Raw genomic sequence first — 16,410 nt, 5'->3', positions numbered from 1 at the left:
ACCGTCCTCGCGATGCGGACCCGGGAGGGCTGCGAGGAGCGCTTCGAGGCCGAGTGGCGTACCGCGGCCGAGGAGATCCGCACGCTGGACGGCTGCCTGCACCAGGACCTGGTCCGCGACGCCGACGACCCGCGCAGCTACCTGATCATCAGCGACTGGGCGGACCGCGAGCGCCTGGACGCCTTCGGCCGCAGCGAGCACCGGGACCGGCTGCTGGCCATCATCCGCGAGCTGCGCGAGTCCGCGCAGCGGCACACCTACCAGGTGCTGCACAGCGTGGGCAGCGCATCGGAGGAGGACCGATGACCGAGGACGCCGTGCCGGCGGGCGAGCTCTACACCGACGGATTCGCCGCCGACCCCTACCCGACCTTCGCCCGGCTGCGGACCGACCGGCCGGTGTGCCCGGTCAGCTCCCCGCGCTTCGACTCCTGGCTCATCACCCGCTTCGACGACGCCCGGGCGGCGCTCACCGACCCGCGGCTGTCCAAGGACCTCTACGGCCCCGGCCAGCACTACCTGCGGATCTTCGGCCCGAACTCGGAGGGCCTGAACCGCAACATGCTCAACTCGGACCCGCCCGAGCACACCCGGCTGCGCCGGGTGGTGTCCCAGGCGTTCGCGCCGCGGCGGATCGAGGCGCTGCGGCCGCGGGTGGCGCAGGTCGTCGACCACCTCATCGACAAGATGCTGCCGCAGGGGCAGGCCGAGCTGATGCACGACTTCGCCATCCCGCTGCCCATGACGGTCATCTGCGAGCTGCTCGGCGTGCCGCCGGAGGACCACGACCGGGTGCTCGACTGGACCCAGGTGATCCGCACCTCCGGCTCGACCCGCCGGCCACCGCAGGAGGAGCGGGCGGCCGTGCAGGAGGCCCAGCTGCGCCTGCACCACTACTTCGCCGACCTGGTGCGGGCCAAGCGCGACGACCCGGCCGACGACATCATCGGCGCGCTCATCGACGCGGTCGACCGCGACGGGACGCTCTCCGAGGCGGAACTGGTCACCACCACCTTCCTGCTGGTGTTCGCCGGGCACCAGACCACCGCCGACTTCCTCGGCAACGCGGTGCTCGCCCTGCTCACCCACCCGGAGCAGCTGGAGCTGCTGCGCGCCACGCCCCAGCTGCTGCCCGCCGCGATCGAGGAGCTGCTGCGGTTCGACGGCCCGCTGCCGGTGGCCAGCCCGCGGATCGCCACCGAGGACATCGAGTACGAGGGGGTGTGCATCCCGCGCGGCTCGATCGTCGGCGTGGCGATCAACGCGGCGAACCACGACCCCGCGCACTTCACCGACCCCGACCGGCTGGACCTGCGCCGGGTCCGCGGCCCGCACCTGGGCTTCGGGCACGGCGTGCACTACTGCCTCGGCGTCTCGCTGGCCCGGATGGAGGCGCAGATCGCGCTCGCCGCGCTGCTGCGCCGGCTGCCCGGGCTGCGGCTCGGCGTGCCCCTCGACGAGGTGCGCCGGCTGCCGGCCGCGTCGCCGTTCCGCGGCCTGCTGGAGCTGCCGGTCACCTTCGCCGCCTGAGCCCGCCACCGCCCACTCGAATCCACCAAGGAGCAGTCATGGTCTTCCGGAACGTGATCGTCTGCCACATGGTCCCCGGCAGCGACAAGATCGTCGGTGACGTCTTCGGCCACTACGACCAGGCCACCCGACCCCAGGACCTCGGGGTCATCGGGCGCATCCTGCTGTCCCACCACGACCTCTACATCCACGTCATCGAGCGCGAGCAGGACCCGAGGATCTCGGGCCAGACCCGGGGCCTGCCCGCGTTCCAGAAGATCGCCGAGGCCATCGGCCCGTACGTGACGCCGTACCCGAGGTACTGGAAGAACCCGTCCGACTCGGTGGCCAAGGAGTTCTACCACTGGGCCCCGGAGGGAGAGCCGCCCGCGGAGACCACGCTGACCGTGATCGTCGGGCGGATCAAGCCCGGCGCCGAACCGGACGTGGCCCGGGTCTTCGCCGAGTCCGACGCCGGCTCGCTGCCGACCGAACTGGGCGTCACGGGCCGCTGGCTCTACTCGATCGACGACGTCTACGTCCACCTGCTCGAACAGGAGGCGTCGGCCGCCGAGGCGACCCGGAACAACCACGACGCCAAGCCGGTCTTCGCGAAGGTGATGCAGGAGCTGGCGCCGTACGTCAGCCCGTACCGGCCGGAGGAGTGGCGCGGGCCGCAGGACTCGGTGGCCACCGTGTTCTACCGCTGGCAGGCGCAGGACTGAGCGGCGCGGCGGGGGCGCCGGGAGGCGTCCCCGCCGTTGCTATGGTCGTCCTCTCCGGACGGCGCCGCGCCGCACCGGGTGAGACCTGAACAGGCGGTCGCGGTGTCCCGAGCGCGCACAGTCGTCCCACCGGCGCTGCTGGTCCTGGTCGTCGTCGCCCTGGTGACCTCGGGCATCCGGCCGTACGACCGGCTGACCTGGCTGCTGGAGACGATCTGGGTGCTCGTCGGCGTCCCGCTGGTGCTGGCCACCTGGCGCCGGTTCCCGCTGACCACGCTCCTCTGCTGCCTGCTCGCCGCGCACGCGCTGATCCTCGTGGTCGGCGGCCACTACAGCTACGCGCGCACGCCGGTCGGCGACTGGGCGCGCGAGGCGTTCCACCTGTCCCGAAACCCGTACGACCGGCTCGGCCACTTCGCCCAGGGCTTCGTGCCGGCGATCCTGGTCCGCGAGATCCTGGTCCGCCGGTCGCCGCTGCGCGGCAGCCGCTGGCTCGCCCCGCTGGTGGTCTGCGCCTGCCTGGCGTTCAGCGCCCTCTTCGAGATGATCGAGTGGTGGGCGGCGCTGGCCGGCGGAGCGGCGGCCGACGACTTCCTCGCCACCCAGGGCGACGTCTGGGACACCCAGTGGGACATGTTCCTGGCGCTGGTCGGCGCGATCGCCTCGCTGGCGCTGCTCAGCCGCCTGCACCATCGCCAGTTGCCGGCCGACGCCCCGCCGGGCACCGCCGTCGCTGCCTTGGCGGCCCGGACCGGCCTGTCGCCGAAGCCCTGAGCGGAGGGCTCACTCGTCGCCGACGGGCTCCGTCTCGCCGTCGTGCTCGTACTGCGGCGTCAGGTGCTCGTCGGGCTGCGGGGCCTGGGCCAGGTTGTGGTGCGGGTCGCCGTCCGCGGAGTACAGGACGTCGTCGGTCTTCTTGCTCTTCTCCTGGTCCTCTTCCGGCTGCGTCACGTCCGCTCCTCGCCAGGTGCCGTCGGTGACCGCCCGCCGGCGGCGGGACGGTCGGGTCCGATTCCCACCCTAGGCGCGGCGGCGGGCGGCGGAAGGTGAATCCTGGCGAGCCACGCCACCCGGGGCGGGCTGGGCGAAACCCACCCGCGGGCGGCGGCGATGCGACAGGGTGGTGCTTCGGAAGGCACGCGCGGGGTGCCGCCGGCGGTACGGGGGTGTCGGGTGCCGACCAGGGAGATCATCCAGCACGTCGGCACGCTCCTGGACCTGGCCGGGGTGCTGGTCATCGCGGTCGGTGTCGCGGTCGCCACGGTCGTCTTCGGGCTGCGCTGGTGGCGCACTCACCAGGTCGTCGAGCACTACCGCTCCTACCGGCAGGGCGTGGGGCGGGCCATCCTGCTCGGCCTGGAGCTCCTGGTCGCCGGGGACATCATCCGGACGGTGGCGGTGTCGCCCACCTTCACGAGCGTCGGGGTGCTGGCCCTGATCGTGGCGGTCCGGACGTTCCTCAGCGTCTCGCTGCAGGTGGAGCTGGACGGCCGCTGGCCGTGGCAGGGCAAGGGCCCGGTGGGCGGGGCCCGGCCCGAGAGCTGAGGTGTCGCCGCGGGGTCAGATGTTGGCGGAGTCCGCCGGCACGCCGGCCGGCAGCGGCGGCGCGCCGCCCGGTGGCTGGGCTCCCCGGCAGCGCAGACCGAGGGTGTACGCGGTCATCGACAGCGACCCGTACGCGTAGCCGTCGACCAGCACCTCGGGGCGGTCCCCGGCGGCGCCGGCCAGCCCGGCCAGATAGAGCAGCGGGATGAAGTGGTCGGGGGTCGGCACGGCGAGGTCGAAGTCGCGGTGCCCGTCCAGCCGGGCCACCTCGGCCGGCGCGTCCTGGACCGTCTCGCGGGCGGCGTCGTCGAAGCGGCGCGCCCAGTCGAAGCCCTCGTCGGCCAGGCGCGGGTCGACGCCGCCGAGGTTGTGCACGACGTTGCCGCTGGCCACCACGAGCACGCCGCGCTCGCGCAGCGGGGCGAGCCGGGCGCCGAGGTCGAGGTGGTAGTCGAGGGGCTTGAACGCGTTGATGCTGAGCTGCACCACGGGGATGTCGGCGTCGGGGAACGCGTGGGTCAGCACCGACCAGGTGCCGTGGTCGATGCCCCAGGAGTCGACGTCGGCGCCGACCCAGGTGGGGTGCACGGCGTCGCTGATCTCCTCGGCCAGCTCCGGGAGCCCGGGCGCCGGGTAGCGCACGTCGAAGAGCTGCTGCGGGAAGCCGTAGAAGTCGTGGATCGTGCGCGGGCGGGGCATCGCGGTGACCGCGGTGGCGCCGATGTACCAGTGCGCGGAGACCACCAGGATGGCCCGGGGTCGGGGCACCGACCGGCCGAACTCCCGCCAGGCGGCGGTGTAGCGGTTGACCTCCAGCGCGTTCATCGGGTTGCCGTGCCCGAAGAACGCCGCCGGCAGCACCGTCCGGGTGTTCTGCTCGCTCATCTCGCTCCCTGGGCCGGCCCTGCACCGAGGCTAACCCGCGAGGCCCCCGCGTGTCCGGGTTCACCGGTCGCGCCGGGATCGCGGGTTGGCAGATACCCCCTAGGGGTATATGGTGGCGGCGGAGGTGGAGTTCGATGCAACACGAACACGGGCACCACGGCGCGGGCCACGAGCCGCACGCGGGGCATGACGACGAGCACGCGGGGCACGACGCCCACGCCGGGCACGACATGCACGCCGGGCACGACAAGCACGCCGGGCACGACCCCGAGCAGTTCCGGCGCAAGTTCTGGCTGAGCCTGGCGCTGACGGTGCCGATCGTGCTGACCAGCCACATGGTGATGGACTGGCTCGGCTACTCGCTGGACTTCCCGGGCGTCCGCTGGGTCGGCCCGGTCCTCGGCACGATCGTGTTCTGCTACGGCGGCTGGCCCTTCCTGGTCGGCGGTGTCCGCGAGGTGCGCGACCGGGCGCCCGGCATGATGCTGCTGATCTCGATGGCGATCACCGTCGCGTACCTGGCCTCGCTGGCCACCAGCCTCGGCCTGTTCGACCTGGACTTCTGGTGGGAGCTGGCCGCCCTGGTCACCATCATGCTGCTGGGCCACTGGCAGGAGATGAAGGCGATCGGGCAGGCTCAGGGGGCCCTGGCGGCGCTCGCCGCGCTGCTGCCCGACGACGCCGAACGCCTCGACGACGCCGGGCAGCCGCACCGGGTGTCGGTGGCCGACCTGCGGGTCGGTGACGTGGTGCTGGTCCGCTCCGGCGGCCGGGTCCCGGCCGACGGCCGGATCGTCGACGGCGCCGCCGAACTGGACGAGTCGATGATCACGGGTGAGTCCCGGCCGGTGCCGCGCGCCGTCGGGGACCGGGTGGTCGCCGGCACCGTGGCCACCGACTCGGCCCTTCGGGTACGCGTCGAGGCCGTCGGCGAGGACACCGCGCTCGCCGGCATCGGCCGCCTGGTGGCCCAGGCGCAGGCCTCCGGCGGCCGCGCGCAGGTGCTCGCCGACCGGTTCGCGGCGCTGCTGTTCTACGTGGCGGCCGTCGCCGGCCTGGCCACCTTCGTGGCCTGGCTGGTGCTCGGCAACACCGACCAGGCCGTGATCCGGACCGTGACGGTGCTCGTGATCGCCTGCCCGCACGCCCTCGGGCTGGCCATCCCGCTCGTCGTGGCGCTCTCTACGGCGCTCTCCGCCCGCGCCGGCATCCTCGTGAAGGACCGGCTGGCCCTGGAGCGGATGCGCACCGTCGACGCGGTGCTGTTCGACAAGACCGGCACCCTCACCAAGGGGCGGCACACCCTGGCCGGGGTGGCCGCCACGGGCGGGCTCGACTCCGACGGCGCGCTGCGCCTCGCCGGCGCGGTCGAGGCGGACAGCGAGCACCCGCTCGCCCGGGCGCTCGTCACCGCCGCGCAGGAGCGGGGCCTGGGGGCGACGGCCCGGGACTTCCGCTCGCTGACCGGCCGGGGCGTACGCGCCACGGTGGACGGCGCCGACTGGGCGGTGGGCGGCCCGGCCCTGCTGCGCGAGCTGGGTGCCGACGTGCCCGCCGAGCTGGCCGGGGCGGCGGAGGGCTGGTCGCGGCGGGGCGCTGCGGTGCTGCACCTGGTCCGGCTGCCCCAGGGCGGGAAACCCGAGGTGGTCGGCGCGTTCGCACTGGAGGACGAGGTCCGTCCCGAGGCCCGGGCGGCCATCGCCGAGCTGCGCGAGCAGGGGGTGAAGAAGATCGTGATGATCACCGGGGACGCCCGGCCGGTCGCCGAGGCGGTCGCCGCCGACCTGGGCTTCCGGCCCGGCGTGGACGAGGTCTTCGCCGAGGTGCTGCCCGCCGACAAGGACAAGGCGGTCACCGAACTCCAGTCCCGCGGGCTGACCGTGGCCATGGTCGGCGACGGGGTCAACGACGCCCCGGCCCTCGCCCGCGCCGACGTGGGCGTGGCCATCGGCGCCGGCACCGACGTGGCCATCGAGTCGGCCGGGGTGGTGCTGGCCTCCTCCGACCCGCGCGGGGTCACCGGCGTGATCCGGCTGTCCCGAGCCTCGTACCGGAAGATGCGGCAGAACCTTGCCTGGGCGGCCGGCTACAACGTCGTGGCCATCCCGCTGGCCGCCGGCGTGCTGGCCTGGGCGGGCGTCGCGCTCAGCCCGGCGGTGGGCGCCGTGCTGATGTCCGCCTCCACCATCGTGGTGGCGCTCAACGCGCAACTGCTCCGCCGGGTCCGGCTCACCCCGGCCGACGACTGACACGCCGCAGATATGGCCGACGTGGCCCCTCGCTCCTGGCGGATGCGAGGGGCCGCGGCGCTTTCCACCCGCACCTGCGTACCGTTAGGGTGGCCGCGTGACGGTGTTCCGGATCGGCGAGGCCGCCGAACTGCTCGGGGTCAGCGCGGACACGGTCCGCCGCTGGATCGACGCCGGGCGCCTGCCGGCCACCCGCGACGAGCACGGCCACCGGGTGCTCGACGGCGCCGACCTGGCCGCCTTCGTGCGCGCCCCGGGGCACCCCGAGCTCTCCTCGGCCCGCAACCGGCTGCGCGGCATCGTCACGGCCGTGGTCAAGGACACCGTGATGGCCCAGGTCGACATCCAGGCCGGGCCGTTCCGCATCGTGTCGCTGATGAGCCGCGAGGCGGTCGACGACCTCGACCTCCAGGTCGGCTCGGTGGCCGTCGCCGTGATCAAGTCGACCACCGTCGTGGTGGAGCGCGCGCCCGCGCCGAAGGGGAGGACCAGCCCGTGACCGCACGGTGGATCCGGGCCGCCCTGGCCGGGGTGGCCGCCCTGGGCCTGGCCCTGACCGGCTGCGGCGGGGCCGACGACGAGCCGAGCGCCGGCACGGGCGGCACGGTGACCGTGTTCGCCGCCGCCTCGCTCACCGAGTCCTTCACGAAGCTCGGCAAGGACTACGAGGCCACCCACCCGGGCACCCGGCTCGTCTTCAACTTCGCCGGCAGCGCGGCGCTCGCCACCCAGATCACCCAGGGCGCACCGGCCGACGTGTTCGCGGCCGCCTCGCCGGCCACCATGAAGACCGTCACCGACGCGGGCGAGGCCGCCGGGACACCGGCCGTCCTCGTCCGCAACCAGCTCGTCATCGCCGTACCGAAGGGCAACCCGGACCGGGTCGTGGGCCTGGCCGACCTGGCCCGGCCCGGGGTGAAGGTGGCGCTCTGCGCCGAGCAGGTGCCGTGCGGCGCGGCGGCGAAGACCGCCCTCGCCGCGGCCGGCGTGCGGCTCGCCCCGGCGACCCTGGAGCAGGACGTCAAGGGCGCCCTCGCGAAGGTGAAGCTCGGCGAGGTCGACGCGGCGCTGGTCTACCGCACCGACGTGCGCGCCGCCGCCGAACTGGACGCCGTCGAGTTCCCCGAGTCCGCCCGGGCGGTCAACGACTACCCGATCGTGGTCCTGAAGCACGCCGGCAACCCGGACGGTGCCCGCGGCTTCGTCGACCACGTCCGCTCCGCCGCCGGCCTGGCCGCGCTCACCGCCGCCGGGTTCCAGGCCCCGCCGAAGCAGTGACCCGGCCCGCGCGCCGCCGGCAGCGGGTGCCGCTGGCCCTGCTGCTCCCCGCCGGGCTCGGCCTGCTCTTCCTCGTCCTCCCGCTGGCCGGGCTGCTGGTCCGGGCACCGTGGACCACGCTGCCGCGGCGGCTCACCCAACCCGGCGTGCTCACCGCGCTGCGGCTGTCCCTGGAAACCGCCACGGCCGCCACGCTGCTCTGCGTCGCGCTCGGCGTACCCCTGGCGTGGCTCCTGGCCCGGGTCGAGTTCCCGGGCCGGCGGCTGGTCCGTGCGCTGGTCACCGTGCCGCTGGTGCTGCCGCCGGTGGTCGGCGGGGTGGCGCTGCTGCTGGTCTTCGGCCGGCGCGGCCTGCTCGGGTCCTGGCTGGACGCCGCCTTCGGGGTGACCCTGCCGTTCACCACCGCCGGGGTGGTGCTGGCCGAGGCGTTCGTGGCCATGCCCTTCCTGGTGATCGCCGTCGAGGGCGCGCTGCGTGGCGCCGACCCCCGCTACGAGGAGGCCGCGGCCACCCTCGGCGCCGGGCGCTGGACCACCTTCACCCGGGTCACCTTGCCGCTGGTCGCGCCCGGGGTCGCGGCCGGCGCGGTGCTCTGCTGGGCCCGCGCGCTCGGCGAGTTCGGCGCCACCATCACCTTCGCCGGCAACTATCCGGGACGGACGCAGACCATGCCGCTCGCCGTCTACCTGGCGCTGGAGACCGACGTGCAGGCCGCCATCGTGCTCAGCCTCATCCTGCTCACCGTCTCCGTGGCCATCCTGGCCGGGCTGCGCGACCGTTGGGTCGGCACGACGTGACGGCGCCGCTGCTCGACGCGCACCTGGTCGCCGACCGGGGCGCCTTCCACCTCGACGTGCGGCTGCGCATCGCCGCCGGGGAGGTGGTGGCGCTGCTCGGCCCGAACGGTGCCGGCAAGACCACCGCCCTGCGGGCCCTCGCCGGGCTGCACCCGCTCAGCGCCGGGCACCTCACCCTCGGCGGCGTCGACCTCGACCGCCCCGACCGCCGGGTGTGGACCCCGCCCGAGCGGCGCCCGGTCGGCGTGGTGTTCCAGGACTACCTGCTCTTCCCGCACCTCAGCGCACGCGACAACGTGGCGTTCGGGCCGCGCCGGCGGGGCGCCGACCGGCGGGCCGCGCGGGCCCGGGCGGACGGCTGGCTTCACCGGGTCGGCCTGGCCGGGCAGGCCCGACACAAGCCGCGCCAGCTCTCCGGCGGCCAGGCCCAGCGGGTCGCCCTCGCCCGTGCCCTCGCCGTCGAGCCCACCCTCCTGCTGCTCGACGAGCCGCTCGCCGCGCTCGACGCCCGGACCCGGCTCGACACCCGCACCGAACTCCAGCGCCACCTCGGCGTGCACCCCGGCGCGACCCTGCTGGTCACCCACGACCCCCTGGACGCCCTGGTCCTCGCCGACCGGCTGGTCATCGTCGAGCAGGGGCGGGTGGTCCAGGAGGGTGACGCGGCGACCGTCACGGCCCGCCCGCGTACCGACTACGTGGCCCGGCTGGTCGGGCTCAACCTGCACCGCGGGCACGCCGACGGGCACACGGTGTCGGTCGGCGGCCTCACCCTCACCACGGCGGACACCGTGCACGGTGCGGCGTTCGTCGCGTTCCCGCCGGCCGCCGTCGCGCTGCACCCGGCCCGCCCGGACGGCAGCCCGCGCAACGTCTGGCCGGCCACCGTGACCGGGGTGCAGCGGCACGGCGACAACCTGCGCGTCCAGCTCGCCGGGCCGGTCGACGTGGCCGCCGACGTCACCCCCGCCGCGGCCGCCCACCTCGGGCTGCGCCCCGGCCAGCCGGTCTGGGCGGCGGTCAAGGCGGCGGAGACCCGCGCGTACCCGGCGTGACGCACACCGCTGGCCGGTCCACCCGGGGCGGTGGGAGGTTTGATCCCGGCCCGCCCGGTCACTGAACAGGGGAGCGATCACGAAGAGGGGGAACGGGGTGCTTGAGCCGACACGGTTCCGGTCCAGTCAGGACGCCGTCCTGCCGGACGACGTCACCGACCCGCTGCTGTGGCGCGCCGCGTACGACGTGGCCGTCGCCCACCAGCCCGACGCGACGGGACGCTGTCCCAGCCTGCTGTGCGCCGGGCGGAGCGCGCCCTGCGAGCCGATGGTCAACGCCCGCCGCGCCATGCGGCTGGCGCGGGGCGGCGCGCGGCGGGCCGAGTTCCGGGAGACTCCCGGCCGCAGCGCCCGGGACCGCCGCCGGGCGGCCTGAGCCCGGGCCGGCGCGGTCAGTGGGCGGGGGAGAATGCGGTGAGGAAGCGGTCCCGGAAGGTGTCCATCCGCCACACCGGGGCCTGCGGGCCGGGGCGCAGCCCGTCCTGCCAGCCCCAGTCGGCGACCCGGTCCAGCACGGCCGGGTCCTTCGCCACGATGGTGATCGGCACGTCCCGGCTCGCGCCCGCGCCGGTGACCGAGGCCGTCGGCTGGTGGTCGCCGAGCACGACAAGCACCAGGTCGTCCCCGCCGTGGGTCAGCACGTACGACACCAGCGTGCCGAGGCTGTACTCGATGGAGTGCGCGTAGTCGGCGCGGATCTGGGCGGCGTCCCGCTGCACGACGTCCCGGCTGCCACCGGTGCTCGTGGACGCCGTGTGGAAGACGCTGCCGTCGCCGACCGCCGGCCAGGGCACCGGCTTCGGGATGGCCGACCAGGGGGAGTGGCTGGACACCAGCGGGATCTCCGCCATGAGCGGGGCGTGCGGGCGGTCCCGCTCCAGCCGCTGGAAGGTGGAGAGCGTGTACTGGTCGGGCATCGGCGCGTAGCTGAACTTCGGTCCCCGGTAGGCCAGCTTCTCGGCGTCGTAGTAGCGGTCGTAGCCGAAGAACCTCCCCTCGGGCCACGGCTGCGTGGCGGCGGGGAACACGCCGACGGTCTGCCACCCGGCCCGATGGAACGCGCCGTTCAGGGTGAGCCGGTTCCCGGCCAGCAGGTCCCGGTGCCGCTGGTCGTTGTCGATCCACAGCCCGGAGAGCAGGGTGGCGTGGGCCAGCCAGCTGCCGCCGCCGAAGGTGGGCGAGGTCAGGAAGCCGCTGCGGGCGTCGTAGCCGGCCGCCCGCAGCCGGCGGTAGCCGTCGTCGAGCACCGCGGTCACGCCCGGCGCCAGCGCGGGGTCCTCCACGGCGTCCCGGCCGTAGCTCTCCACGAACGTGACCAGCACGTCCTTGCCGCGCAGCCCGGTCAGCAGCCGGTCACCGGGCACGTCCCGCCAGGCGTCGGCCGTCATCTGCCCGGCGAACGCCGCGCGGTCGCGCAGCCCGGCCCGCACCTGGCCGACGTGCGACGCCACGAGGGTCGTGGCCGTCCGGTCGGCGACCGGCACGCCGGCGGTGAGGCGTACCCCGAACAGGGCGCAGCCCAGCCAGAGCACGGCCAGCGCGGCGACCACCCGCGCCGCGCCGGTGCGGTGCCGCGCCACGAGCCGGGCCGACCGCCGCGCCGCGAGCGCCACGAGCACCGGCAGGCCCGCCACCAGCAGCACCGCACCGACGGCCGCGGCGACGGCGCCCGCCCGGCCGAGCGAGTCGGCCAGGTAGCCGTAGCCGTCATCGAACAGCCCCCAGTCGAGCAGCACGTCGAACGGCCGGTCCCGGGCCACGAAGAAGCCGGTGTCCAGCAGCTTGACCACGGTCAGCAGACCCAGCACGAGGCCGAGCGCCACGGCGGCCGGCCGGCGGGCCCGGTCCGGCAGGACCAGCAGCAGCGTCACCGCGACCAGGGCCTCCACCGGGATCCGCAGCAGCGCTGCCGGCCCGGTGCCGGCCAGCCGGTCCGGCGTGACCAGCGCCGCCACCACCAGCAGCGCGGCCAGCATGGTGAGGACCGCGCCGGCCACCCGACGGGTACGCGAGGCCGTCCGCGCCGGGGCGGCGTCGCCGCCGTCGGACGCGTCACCGGGCGGCGGGGACGCCCCGGTGTCCGGGGCGGGGGCGGCCGGACCGGCCGGACGGCGGGGGCGGATGCGCAGTGCCACGAGGGGGTCCTTCGGCGAGGGGGAGGGGGTCAGGCCGGCTGGTGGGCGACGATCCGGACGGCCGGCGGCACCGGAGGCGCGGGCGGGGCGGTCGCGGCGGGCCGGCCACTCAGCGCGGGAAGCGCGGTCGCGGTCGGCGGGGCGGCGGCCGCCGGGACCAGCTCGACGGCCGGGACGGGCCGGACCGCCGGGGCGGCCGGGCGGTGCCGCCACAGCCAGGTCACGTCCCGGCCGAACGACTCGACCAGCAGGGCCAGCGCCCCGGCGACCAGCGCCGCGGTCGCCGCCGGCGGCAGCAGTCCGCTCGCCGCCACCGCGAGCACCACGCCCTGCGCCGCCGCCACCACCTTGCGCCAGAACCGGGGCGGCAGCGTGCCGCCCATCCAGGGCAGCGGCCAGCTCGCCGCCACGAAGGCGTACCGCATCCCGCCGATGACCAGCACCCAGACGCCGATCGAGGGAGCCAGGTGGACGCTGAGCACCAGGAGCAGGAACGAGTCGACCTCCATGTCGAAGCGCGCGCCCAGCGCGCTCACCGTGCCGGTGCGCCGGGCCACCTGGCCGTCCACCGCGTCCAACGCCAGCGCCACCGCGGTGAGCGGGACCAGCACGGCCACCGGCGCCGGGCCGCCGTCCACGACCAGGGCGAGCACCCCGCCGACCAGCAGCGCCCGGGCCAGCGTCACCCGGTCGGCCGGGCCGAGCCGGTCCGCGCCGGCCGCCCGCAGGCCGCGCCGGAGCAGCCCGCAGAGCACCCCGGCGTACGCGAGGCCGGCCAGCCAGCCCACCACGCCGAGGCCCACCGTGCCGGCGAGCCCGGCCAGCAGGACGAACTGCACGATCAGCCCGACCAACGGGCCATTTCGAACCGTGGACACCCTGCCTCCGTGCTTATGATCGACAACCCTGTCAGTCATCACGGGAAATTCGGCCGTCCGGTTCGGTCCGGATGCGGAAAAGAGGAGAATTCGTGACCGGTGAGGCCCGCGCCTTCTGGCTCCGCGCCCCCGGCGAGGGTGAGCTCCGCCCGGTCGCGCTCGCCCCGCCCGGCCCCGGCGAGGTGCTGGTCCGTGCCCGCTACTCCGGTGTCAGCCGGGGCACCGAGACCCTGGTCTTCACCGGCCGGGTCCCCGCCGACCAGCACGCCGCCATGCGCGCCCCGTTCCAGGAGGGCGACTTCCCGGCCCCGGTGAAGTACGGCTACCTGAGCGTCGGCACCGTCGAGGCGGGCCCGGCGGAGCTGCGCGGGCGTACCGTCTTCTGCCTGCATCCGCACCAGACCGCGTACGTGGTGCCGGCCGACGCCGTGGTGGTCGTACCCGATCGGGTGCCCGCGGCCCGCGCGGTGCTGGCCGGCACCGTGGAGACCGCGGTGAACGCGCTCTGGGACGCCGCGCCGCTGGTCGGCGACCGGGTCACCGTGGTCGGCGGCGGCATGGTCGGCTGCAGCGTGGCCGCCGTGCTGGCCCGCTTCCCGGGGGTACGCGTCGAGCTGGTCGACGCCGACCCGGCCCGGGCGTCGGTGGCCGCGGCGCTCGGGGTCGACTTCGCGCTGCCCGCCGACGCGGCCGGCGACCGGGACCTCGTGGTGCACGCCAGCGCCACCGCCGAGGGGCTGCAACGGGCCCTGGAGCTGCTCCGGCCGGACCGCACGGTGCTGGAGCTGAGCTGGTACGGCGACCGCCCGGTCACCCTCGCCCTGGGCGGGGCCTTCCACTCGAAGCGGCTCGGCATCCGCAGCAGCCAGGTGGGCACCGTGTCGCCGCGGCGCGCGGACCGCAGCTACGCCGACCGGCTGGCCGTGGCCCTCGACCTGCTCGCCGACCCGGCGTTCGACGCCCTGCTGACCGGCCGCTCCCGCTTCGCCGAGCTGCCCGACGTGCTGGACCGGCTCGCCTCGGGCCGGCTCCCCGCGCTCTGCCACCTCATCACCTACGACGAGGAGTGATCTCTTGTTCAGCGTCACCGTCCGGGACCACATGATGGTCGCCCACAGCTTCCGCGGCGAGGTGTTCGGCCCGGCCCAGCGGCTGCACGGCGCCACCTTCGTGGTCGACGCCACCTTCCGCCGCCCCGAGCTGGACGCCGACGGGATCGTGGTCGACATCGGCCTGGCCACCGAGCAGCTCAAGGCCGTGCTCGGCGCGCTCAGCTACCGCAACCTGGACGACGAGCCGGACTTCGCCGGGGTGAACACCACCACCGAGGTGCTGGCCCGGACGGTGGCCGACCGGCTGGCCGAGGCGGTGCACGCCCGGCGGCTCGGCGAGGGGGCGCGCGGCCTGCACGGGATCACCGTCACCCTGCACGAGTCGCACGTCGCGTGGGCCAGCTACGAGCGGTCGCTGTGACCGGATGACGGTCGTGCACGTGGTGCTCCCGGGCGACATCGACGACCCGGCGAGCCCCAGCGGCGGCAACGGGTACGACCGCCGGGCCTGCCGGGAGCTGGCTACGCTGGGCTGGTCGGTGCGGGAGCACCCGGTGCCGGGCGGCTGGCCGCACCCGGCGGCGGCCGAGCGGTCCGCGCTGTCCGGTGTGCTGGCCGCGCTGCCCGACGGCGCGGCGGTGCTGCTCGACGGGCTGGTCGCCTCGACCGTGCCGGAGGTGCTGGCCCCGCACGCCCGGAGGCTGCGCCTCGTGGTGCTCGTGCACCTGCCGCTGGAGGACGAGGCCGAGGGCCGGGCCCTCGCGGCCGCGACGGCCGTGGTCACCACCAGCGAGTGGACCCGTCGCCGGCTGCTGGACCGCTACCGGCTGCCCGCCGGCCGGGTGTCGGTCGCCGCGCCCGGGGTGGACCCGGCGCCGGTCACCGCGGGCTCGCCGGCCGGCGACCGGCTGCTCTGCGTCGCGGCGGTCACCCCGCTCAAGGGCCAGGACGTGCTAGCCGCCGCCCTCACCCGGGTCGCCGACCTGCCCTGGACCTGCGACTGGGTGGGCCCGCTCACCCGCGACCCGGACTTCGTGGCGCGGCTGCGCCGCGGGCTCGCCGGGAGCGGCCTGGCCGGCCGGGTGCGGCTGGCCGGCCCACTCACCGGGGACGACCTGGCCGCCGCGTACGCCGACGCCGACCTGCTGGTGCTGCCGTCCCGCCGGGAGACCTACGGGATGGTGGTCACCGAGGCGCTCGCCCGAGGCGTACCCGTGCTGGCCAGCGACACCGGTGGCCTGCCCGGCACGCTGGGGCGCAGCCCGGACGGCGACCGGCCGGGCCTGCTGGTGCCCCCGGCGGACCCGGCCGCGCTGGCCGGCGCGCTGCGCCACTGGCTCACCGAGCCGGACCTACGGGACCGGCTGCGCCGCGCCGCCCGGCGGCGGCGGGACACCCTCACCGGCTGGCCGGTCACCGCGGACCGGCTGGCCGCCGTACTCAAGGAGGCCACGGCCGCATGACCACCTCGCTGCTTCCCCCCGACTTCGCGGACTGGCTGCGGCTGCGCGAACCCGCCGACGCGGCCGCCCGCTCGGCCGAACTGCTCGACGCGGCCCGCCGCCGGCTGCCCGCCGACCGGCCGCTCGTCGTGCACGACCTGGGCAGCGGCACCGGCTCGATGGCCCGCTGGCTCGCCCCGCGGCTGCCCGGCCCCCAGCGCTGGGTGCTGCACGAACGGGACGCCGACCTGCTGGCGCGGGCCGCCGCCGGGAAGCTCGTCGCCGCCGACGGCAGCCCGGTCACCGTGCTGACCCGGGGCTCCGACATCACCCGGCTGGGCGCCGCGGACCTGGCCGACGCCCACCTGATCACCGCCTCGGCGCTGCTGGACATGCTGACCGCCGACGAGATCGAGCGGATCGTGGCGGCCTGCGCCGGCCACCCGGCCCTGTTCGCGATCAGCGTGCTGGGCCGGGTCCGGTTCACCCCCGCCGACCCGCTCGACGCCGAGTTCGAGGCCGCGTTCAACGCCCACCAGCGGCGGACGGCCGGCGGCCGTGCCCTGCTCGGCCCGGACGCCGTGGACGCCACCGTGGCGGCCTTCGGCCGCCGGGGCGTACCCGTGCGGGTCCGGCCCAGCCCGTGGCGCCTCGGCCCGGAGCAGGCCGCGCTGATCGCGGAGTGGCTGGTCGGCTGGGTCGGCGCGGCGGTCGAGGAGCGCCCGGACCTGTCCGGCGTGGCCGGGGCGTACCGGGAGCGGCGGCTCGCCGAGGTGGCGGACGGGCGGCTGCGGGTGGTGCTGCACCACGCCGACCTGCTCGCCGGGTGAACCGGACGGGCCGCCGGCACGTGACAACTGG

17 protein-coding genes and 1 pseudogene are annotated in these 16,410 nt (G+C 75.7%); 15 read left to right on the top strand and 3 right to left on the bottom strand.

Annotated features, from left to right (window positions below):
- Window positions 1-12: 12 nt before the first annotated feature.
- From GCE86_RS14050 to GCE86_RS14035, 4 genes are all read left to right on the top strand, one after another.
- Complete coding sequence (locus GCE86_RS14050; protein ID WP_204341980.1) at window positions 13-306, top strand: putative quinol monooxygenase; 294 nt, start codon at window positions 13-15, stop codon at window positions 304-306.
- Window positions 303-1,529, top strand: coding sequence for a cytochrome P450 family protein (locus tag GCE86_RS14045; protein WP_154227378.1), 1,227 nt, complete (start codon window positions 303-305; stop codon window positions 1,527-1,529). The genes GCE86_RS14050 and GCE86_RS14045 overlap by 4 nt, the downstream gene beginning before the upstream one ends.
- 38 nt (window positions 1,530-1,567) lie before the next feature.
- On the top strand, window positions 1,568-2,233 hold the full coding sequence (locus GCE86_RS14040) for a TcmI family type II polyketide cyclase (RefSeq protein WP_154227377.1): 666 nt from the start codon (window positions 1,568-1,570) through the stop codon (window positions 2,231-2,233).
- Between the two features lie 102 nt (window positions 2,234-2,335).
- Window positions 2,336-3,007 carry a DUF2238 domain-containing protein gene (locus tag GCE86_RS14035; protein WP_154227376.1) on the top strand — a complete coding sequence of 224 codons (672 nt, stop codon included), beginning with the start codon at window positions 2,336-2,338 and terminating at the stop codon, window positions 3,005-3,007.
- A 9-nt stretch (window positions 3,008-3,016) separates the two neighbouring features.
- Here the strand turns inward: GCE86_RS14035 and GCE86_RS31635 are convergent, their stop codons facing one another.
- Window positions 3,017-3,184: a hypothetical protein gene (locus GCE86_RS31635; protein ID WP_167537045.1), complete on the bottom strand. Its 168-nt coding sequence runs from the start codon at window positions 3,182-3,184 to the stop codon at window positions 3,017-3,019.
- 222 nt (window positions 3,185-3,406) lie between these two features.
- On the opposite strand from GCE86_RS31635, the gene GCE86_RS14030 reads away from it, so the two are divergent.
- Window positions 3,407-3,778: a DUF1622 domain-containing protein gene (locus GCE86_RS14030; RefSeq protein ID WP_154227375.1), complete on the top strand. Its 372-nt coding sequence runs from the start codon at window positions 3,407-3,409 to the stop codon at window positions 3,776-3,778.
- Window positions 3,779-3,793: 15 nt separating this feature from the next.
- On the opposite strand, the gene ygiD is transcribed toward GCE86_RS14030, so the two are convergent.
- Window positions 3,794-4,663 carry a 4,5-DOPA-extradiol-dioxygenase gene (gene ygiD, locus GCE86_RS14025; RefSeq protein ID WP_204341983.1) on the bottom strand — a complete coding sequence of 290 codons (870 nt, stop codon included), beginning with the start codon at window positions 4,661-4,663 and terminating at the stop codon, window positions 3,794-3,796.
- A 134-nt stretch (window positions 4,664-4,797) separates the two neighbouring features.
- Here ygiD and GCE86_RS14020 point away from each other — a divergent pair, with 134 nt between their 5' ends.
- The 6 genes from GCE86_RS14020 (at window position 4,798) to GCE86_RS13995 (ending at window position 10,418) form a co-directional block, all read left to right on the top strand.
- The gene (locus tag GCE86_RS14020) at window positions 4,798-6,912 is read left to right on the top strand and encodes a heavy metal translocating P-type ATPase (RefSeq protein WP_154227374.1); all 2,115 of its coding nucleotides are present in this window, start codon (window positions 4,798-4,800) and stop codon (window positions 6,910-6,912) included.
- 97 nt (window positions 6,913-7,009) lie between these two features.
- Window positions 7,010-7,411, top strand: a complete 402-nt coding sequence (locus GCE86_RS14015) for a TOBE domain-containing protein (protein WP_148425317.1) — start codon at window positions 7,010-7,012, stop codon at window positions 7,409-7,411.
- A gap of 11 nt (window positions 7,412-7,422) precedes the next feature.
- On the top strand, window positions 7,423-8,190 hold the full coding sequence (gene modA / locus GCE86_RS14010; RefSeq protein WP_208818128.1) for a molybdate ABC transporter substrate-binding protein: 768 nt from the start codon (window positions 7,423-7,425) through the stop codon (window positions 8,188-8,190).
- Window positions 8,187-8,987 (top strand): ABC transporter permease, encoded by an 801-nt coding sequence (locus tag GCE86_RS14005; protein ID WP_154227372.1) that lies wholly within the window; start codon window positions 8,187-8,189, stop codon window positions 8,985-8,987. The genes modA and GCE86_RS14005 overlap by 4 nt, the downstream gene beginning before the upstream one ends.
- Window positions 8,969-10,042 (top strand): ABC transporter ATP-binding protein, encoded by a 1,074-nt coding sequence (locus GCE86_RS14000; protein WP_154227371.1) that lies wholly within the window; start codon window positions 8,969-8,971, stop codon window positions 10,040-10,042. Before GCE86_RS14005 ends, GCE86_RS14000 begins: the two co-directional genes overlap by 19 nt.
- 97 nt (window positions 10,043-10,139) lie before the next feature.
- On the top strand, window positions 10,140-10,418 hold the full coding sequence (locus GCE86_RS13995; RefSeq protein ID WP_154227370.1) for a hypothetical protein: 279 nt from the start codon (window positions 10,140-10,142) through the stop codon (window positions 10,416-10,418).
- Between the two features lie 16 nt (window positions 10,419-10,434).
- Here GCE86_RS13995 and GCE86_RS13990 read toward each other — a convergent pair.
- A pseudogene (locus GCE86_RS13990) lies at window positions 10,435-13,094 on the bottom strand (CDP-alcohol phosphatidyltransferase family protein).
- Between the two features lie 53 nt (window positions 13,095-13,147).
- On the opposite strand from GCE86_RS13990, the gene GCE86_RS13980 reads away from it, so the two are divergent.
- From GCE86_RS13980 to GCE86_RS13965, 4 genes are read left to right on the top strand one after another with little or no spacing between them, the layout of a single operon-like run.
- Complete coding sequence (locus tag GCE86_RS13980) at window positions 13,148-14,125, top strand: zinc-dependent alcohol dehydrogenase (RefSeq protein WP_154227367.1); 978 nt, start codon at window positions 13,148-13,150, stop codon at window positions 14,123-14,125.
- Between the two features lie 4 nt (window positions 14,126-14,129).
- Window positions 14,130-14,528, top strand: a complete 399-nt coding sequence (locus GCE86_RS13975; RefSeq protein WP_154227366.1) for a 6-pyruvoyl trahydropterin synthase family protein — start codon at window positions 14,130-14,132, stop codon at window positions 14,526-14,528.
- A gap of 4 nt (window positions 14,529-14,532) precedes the next feature.
- Window positions 14,533-15,570 carry a glycosyltransferase family 4 protein gene (locus GCE86_RS13970; RefSeq protein ID WP_154227365.1) on the top strand — a complete coding sequence of 346 codons (1,038 nt, stop codon included), beginning with the start codon at window positions 14,533-14,535 and terminating at the stop codon, window positions 15,568-15,570.
- Window positions 15,567-16,379 (top strand): SAM-dependent methyltransferase, encoded by an 813-nt coding sequence (locus GCE86_RS13965; RefSeq protein ID WP_154227364.1) that lies wholly within the window; start codon window positions 15,567-15,569, stop codon window positions 16,377-16,379. The genes GCE86_RS13970 and GCE86_RS13965 overlap by 4 nt, the downstream gene beginning before the upstream one ends.
- The last annotated feature ends 31 nt before the right edge of the window (window positions 16,380-16,410 follow it).

Source organism: Micromonospora terminaliae (assembly GCF_009671205.1).
Classification (GTDB): domain Bacteria; phylum Actinomycetota; class Actinomycetes; order Mycobacteriales; family Micromonosporaceae; genus Micromonospora; species Micromonospora terminaliae.
This window is presented reverse-complemented; position numbering and strand designations above follow the sequence as displayed.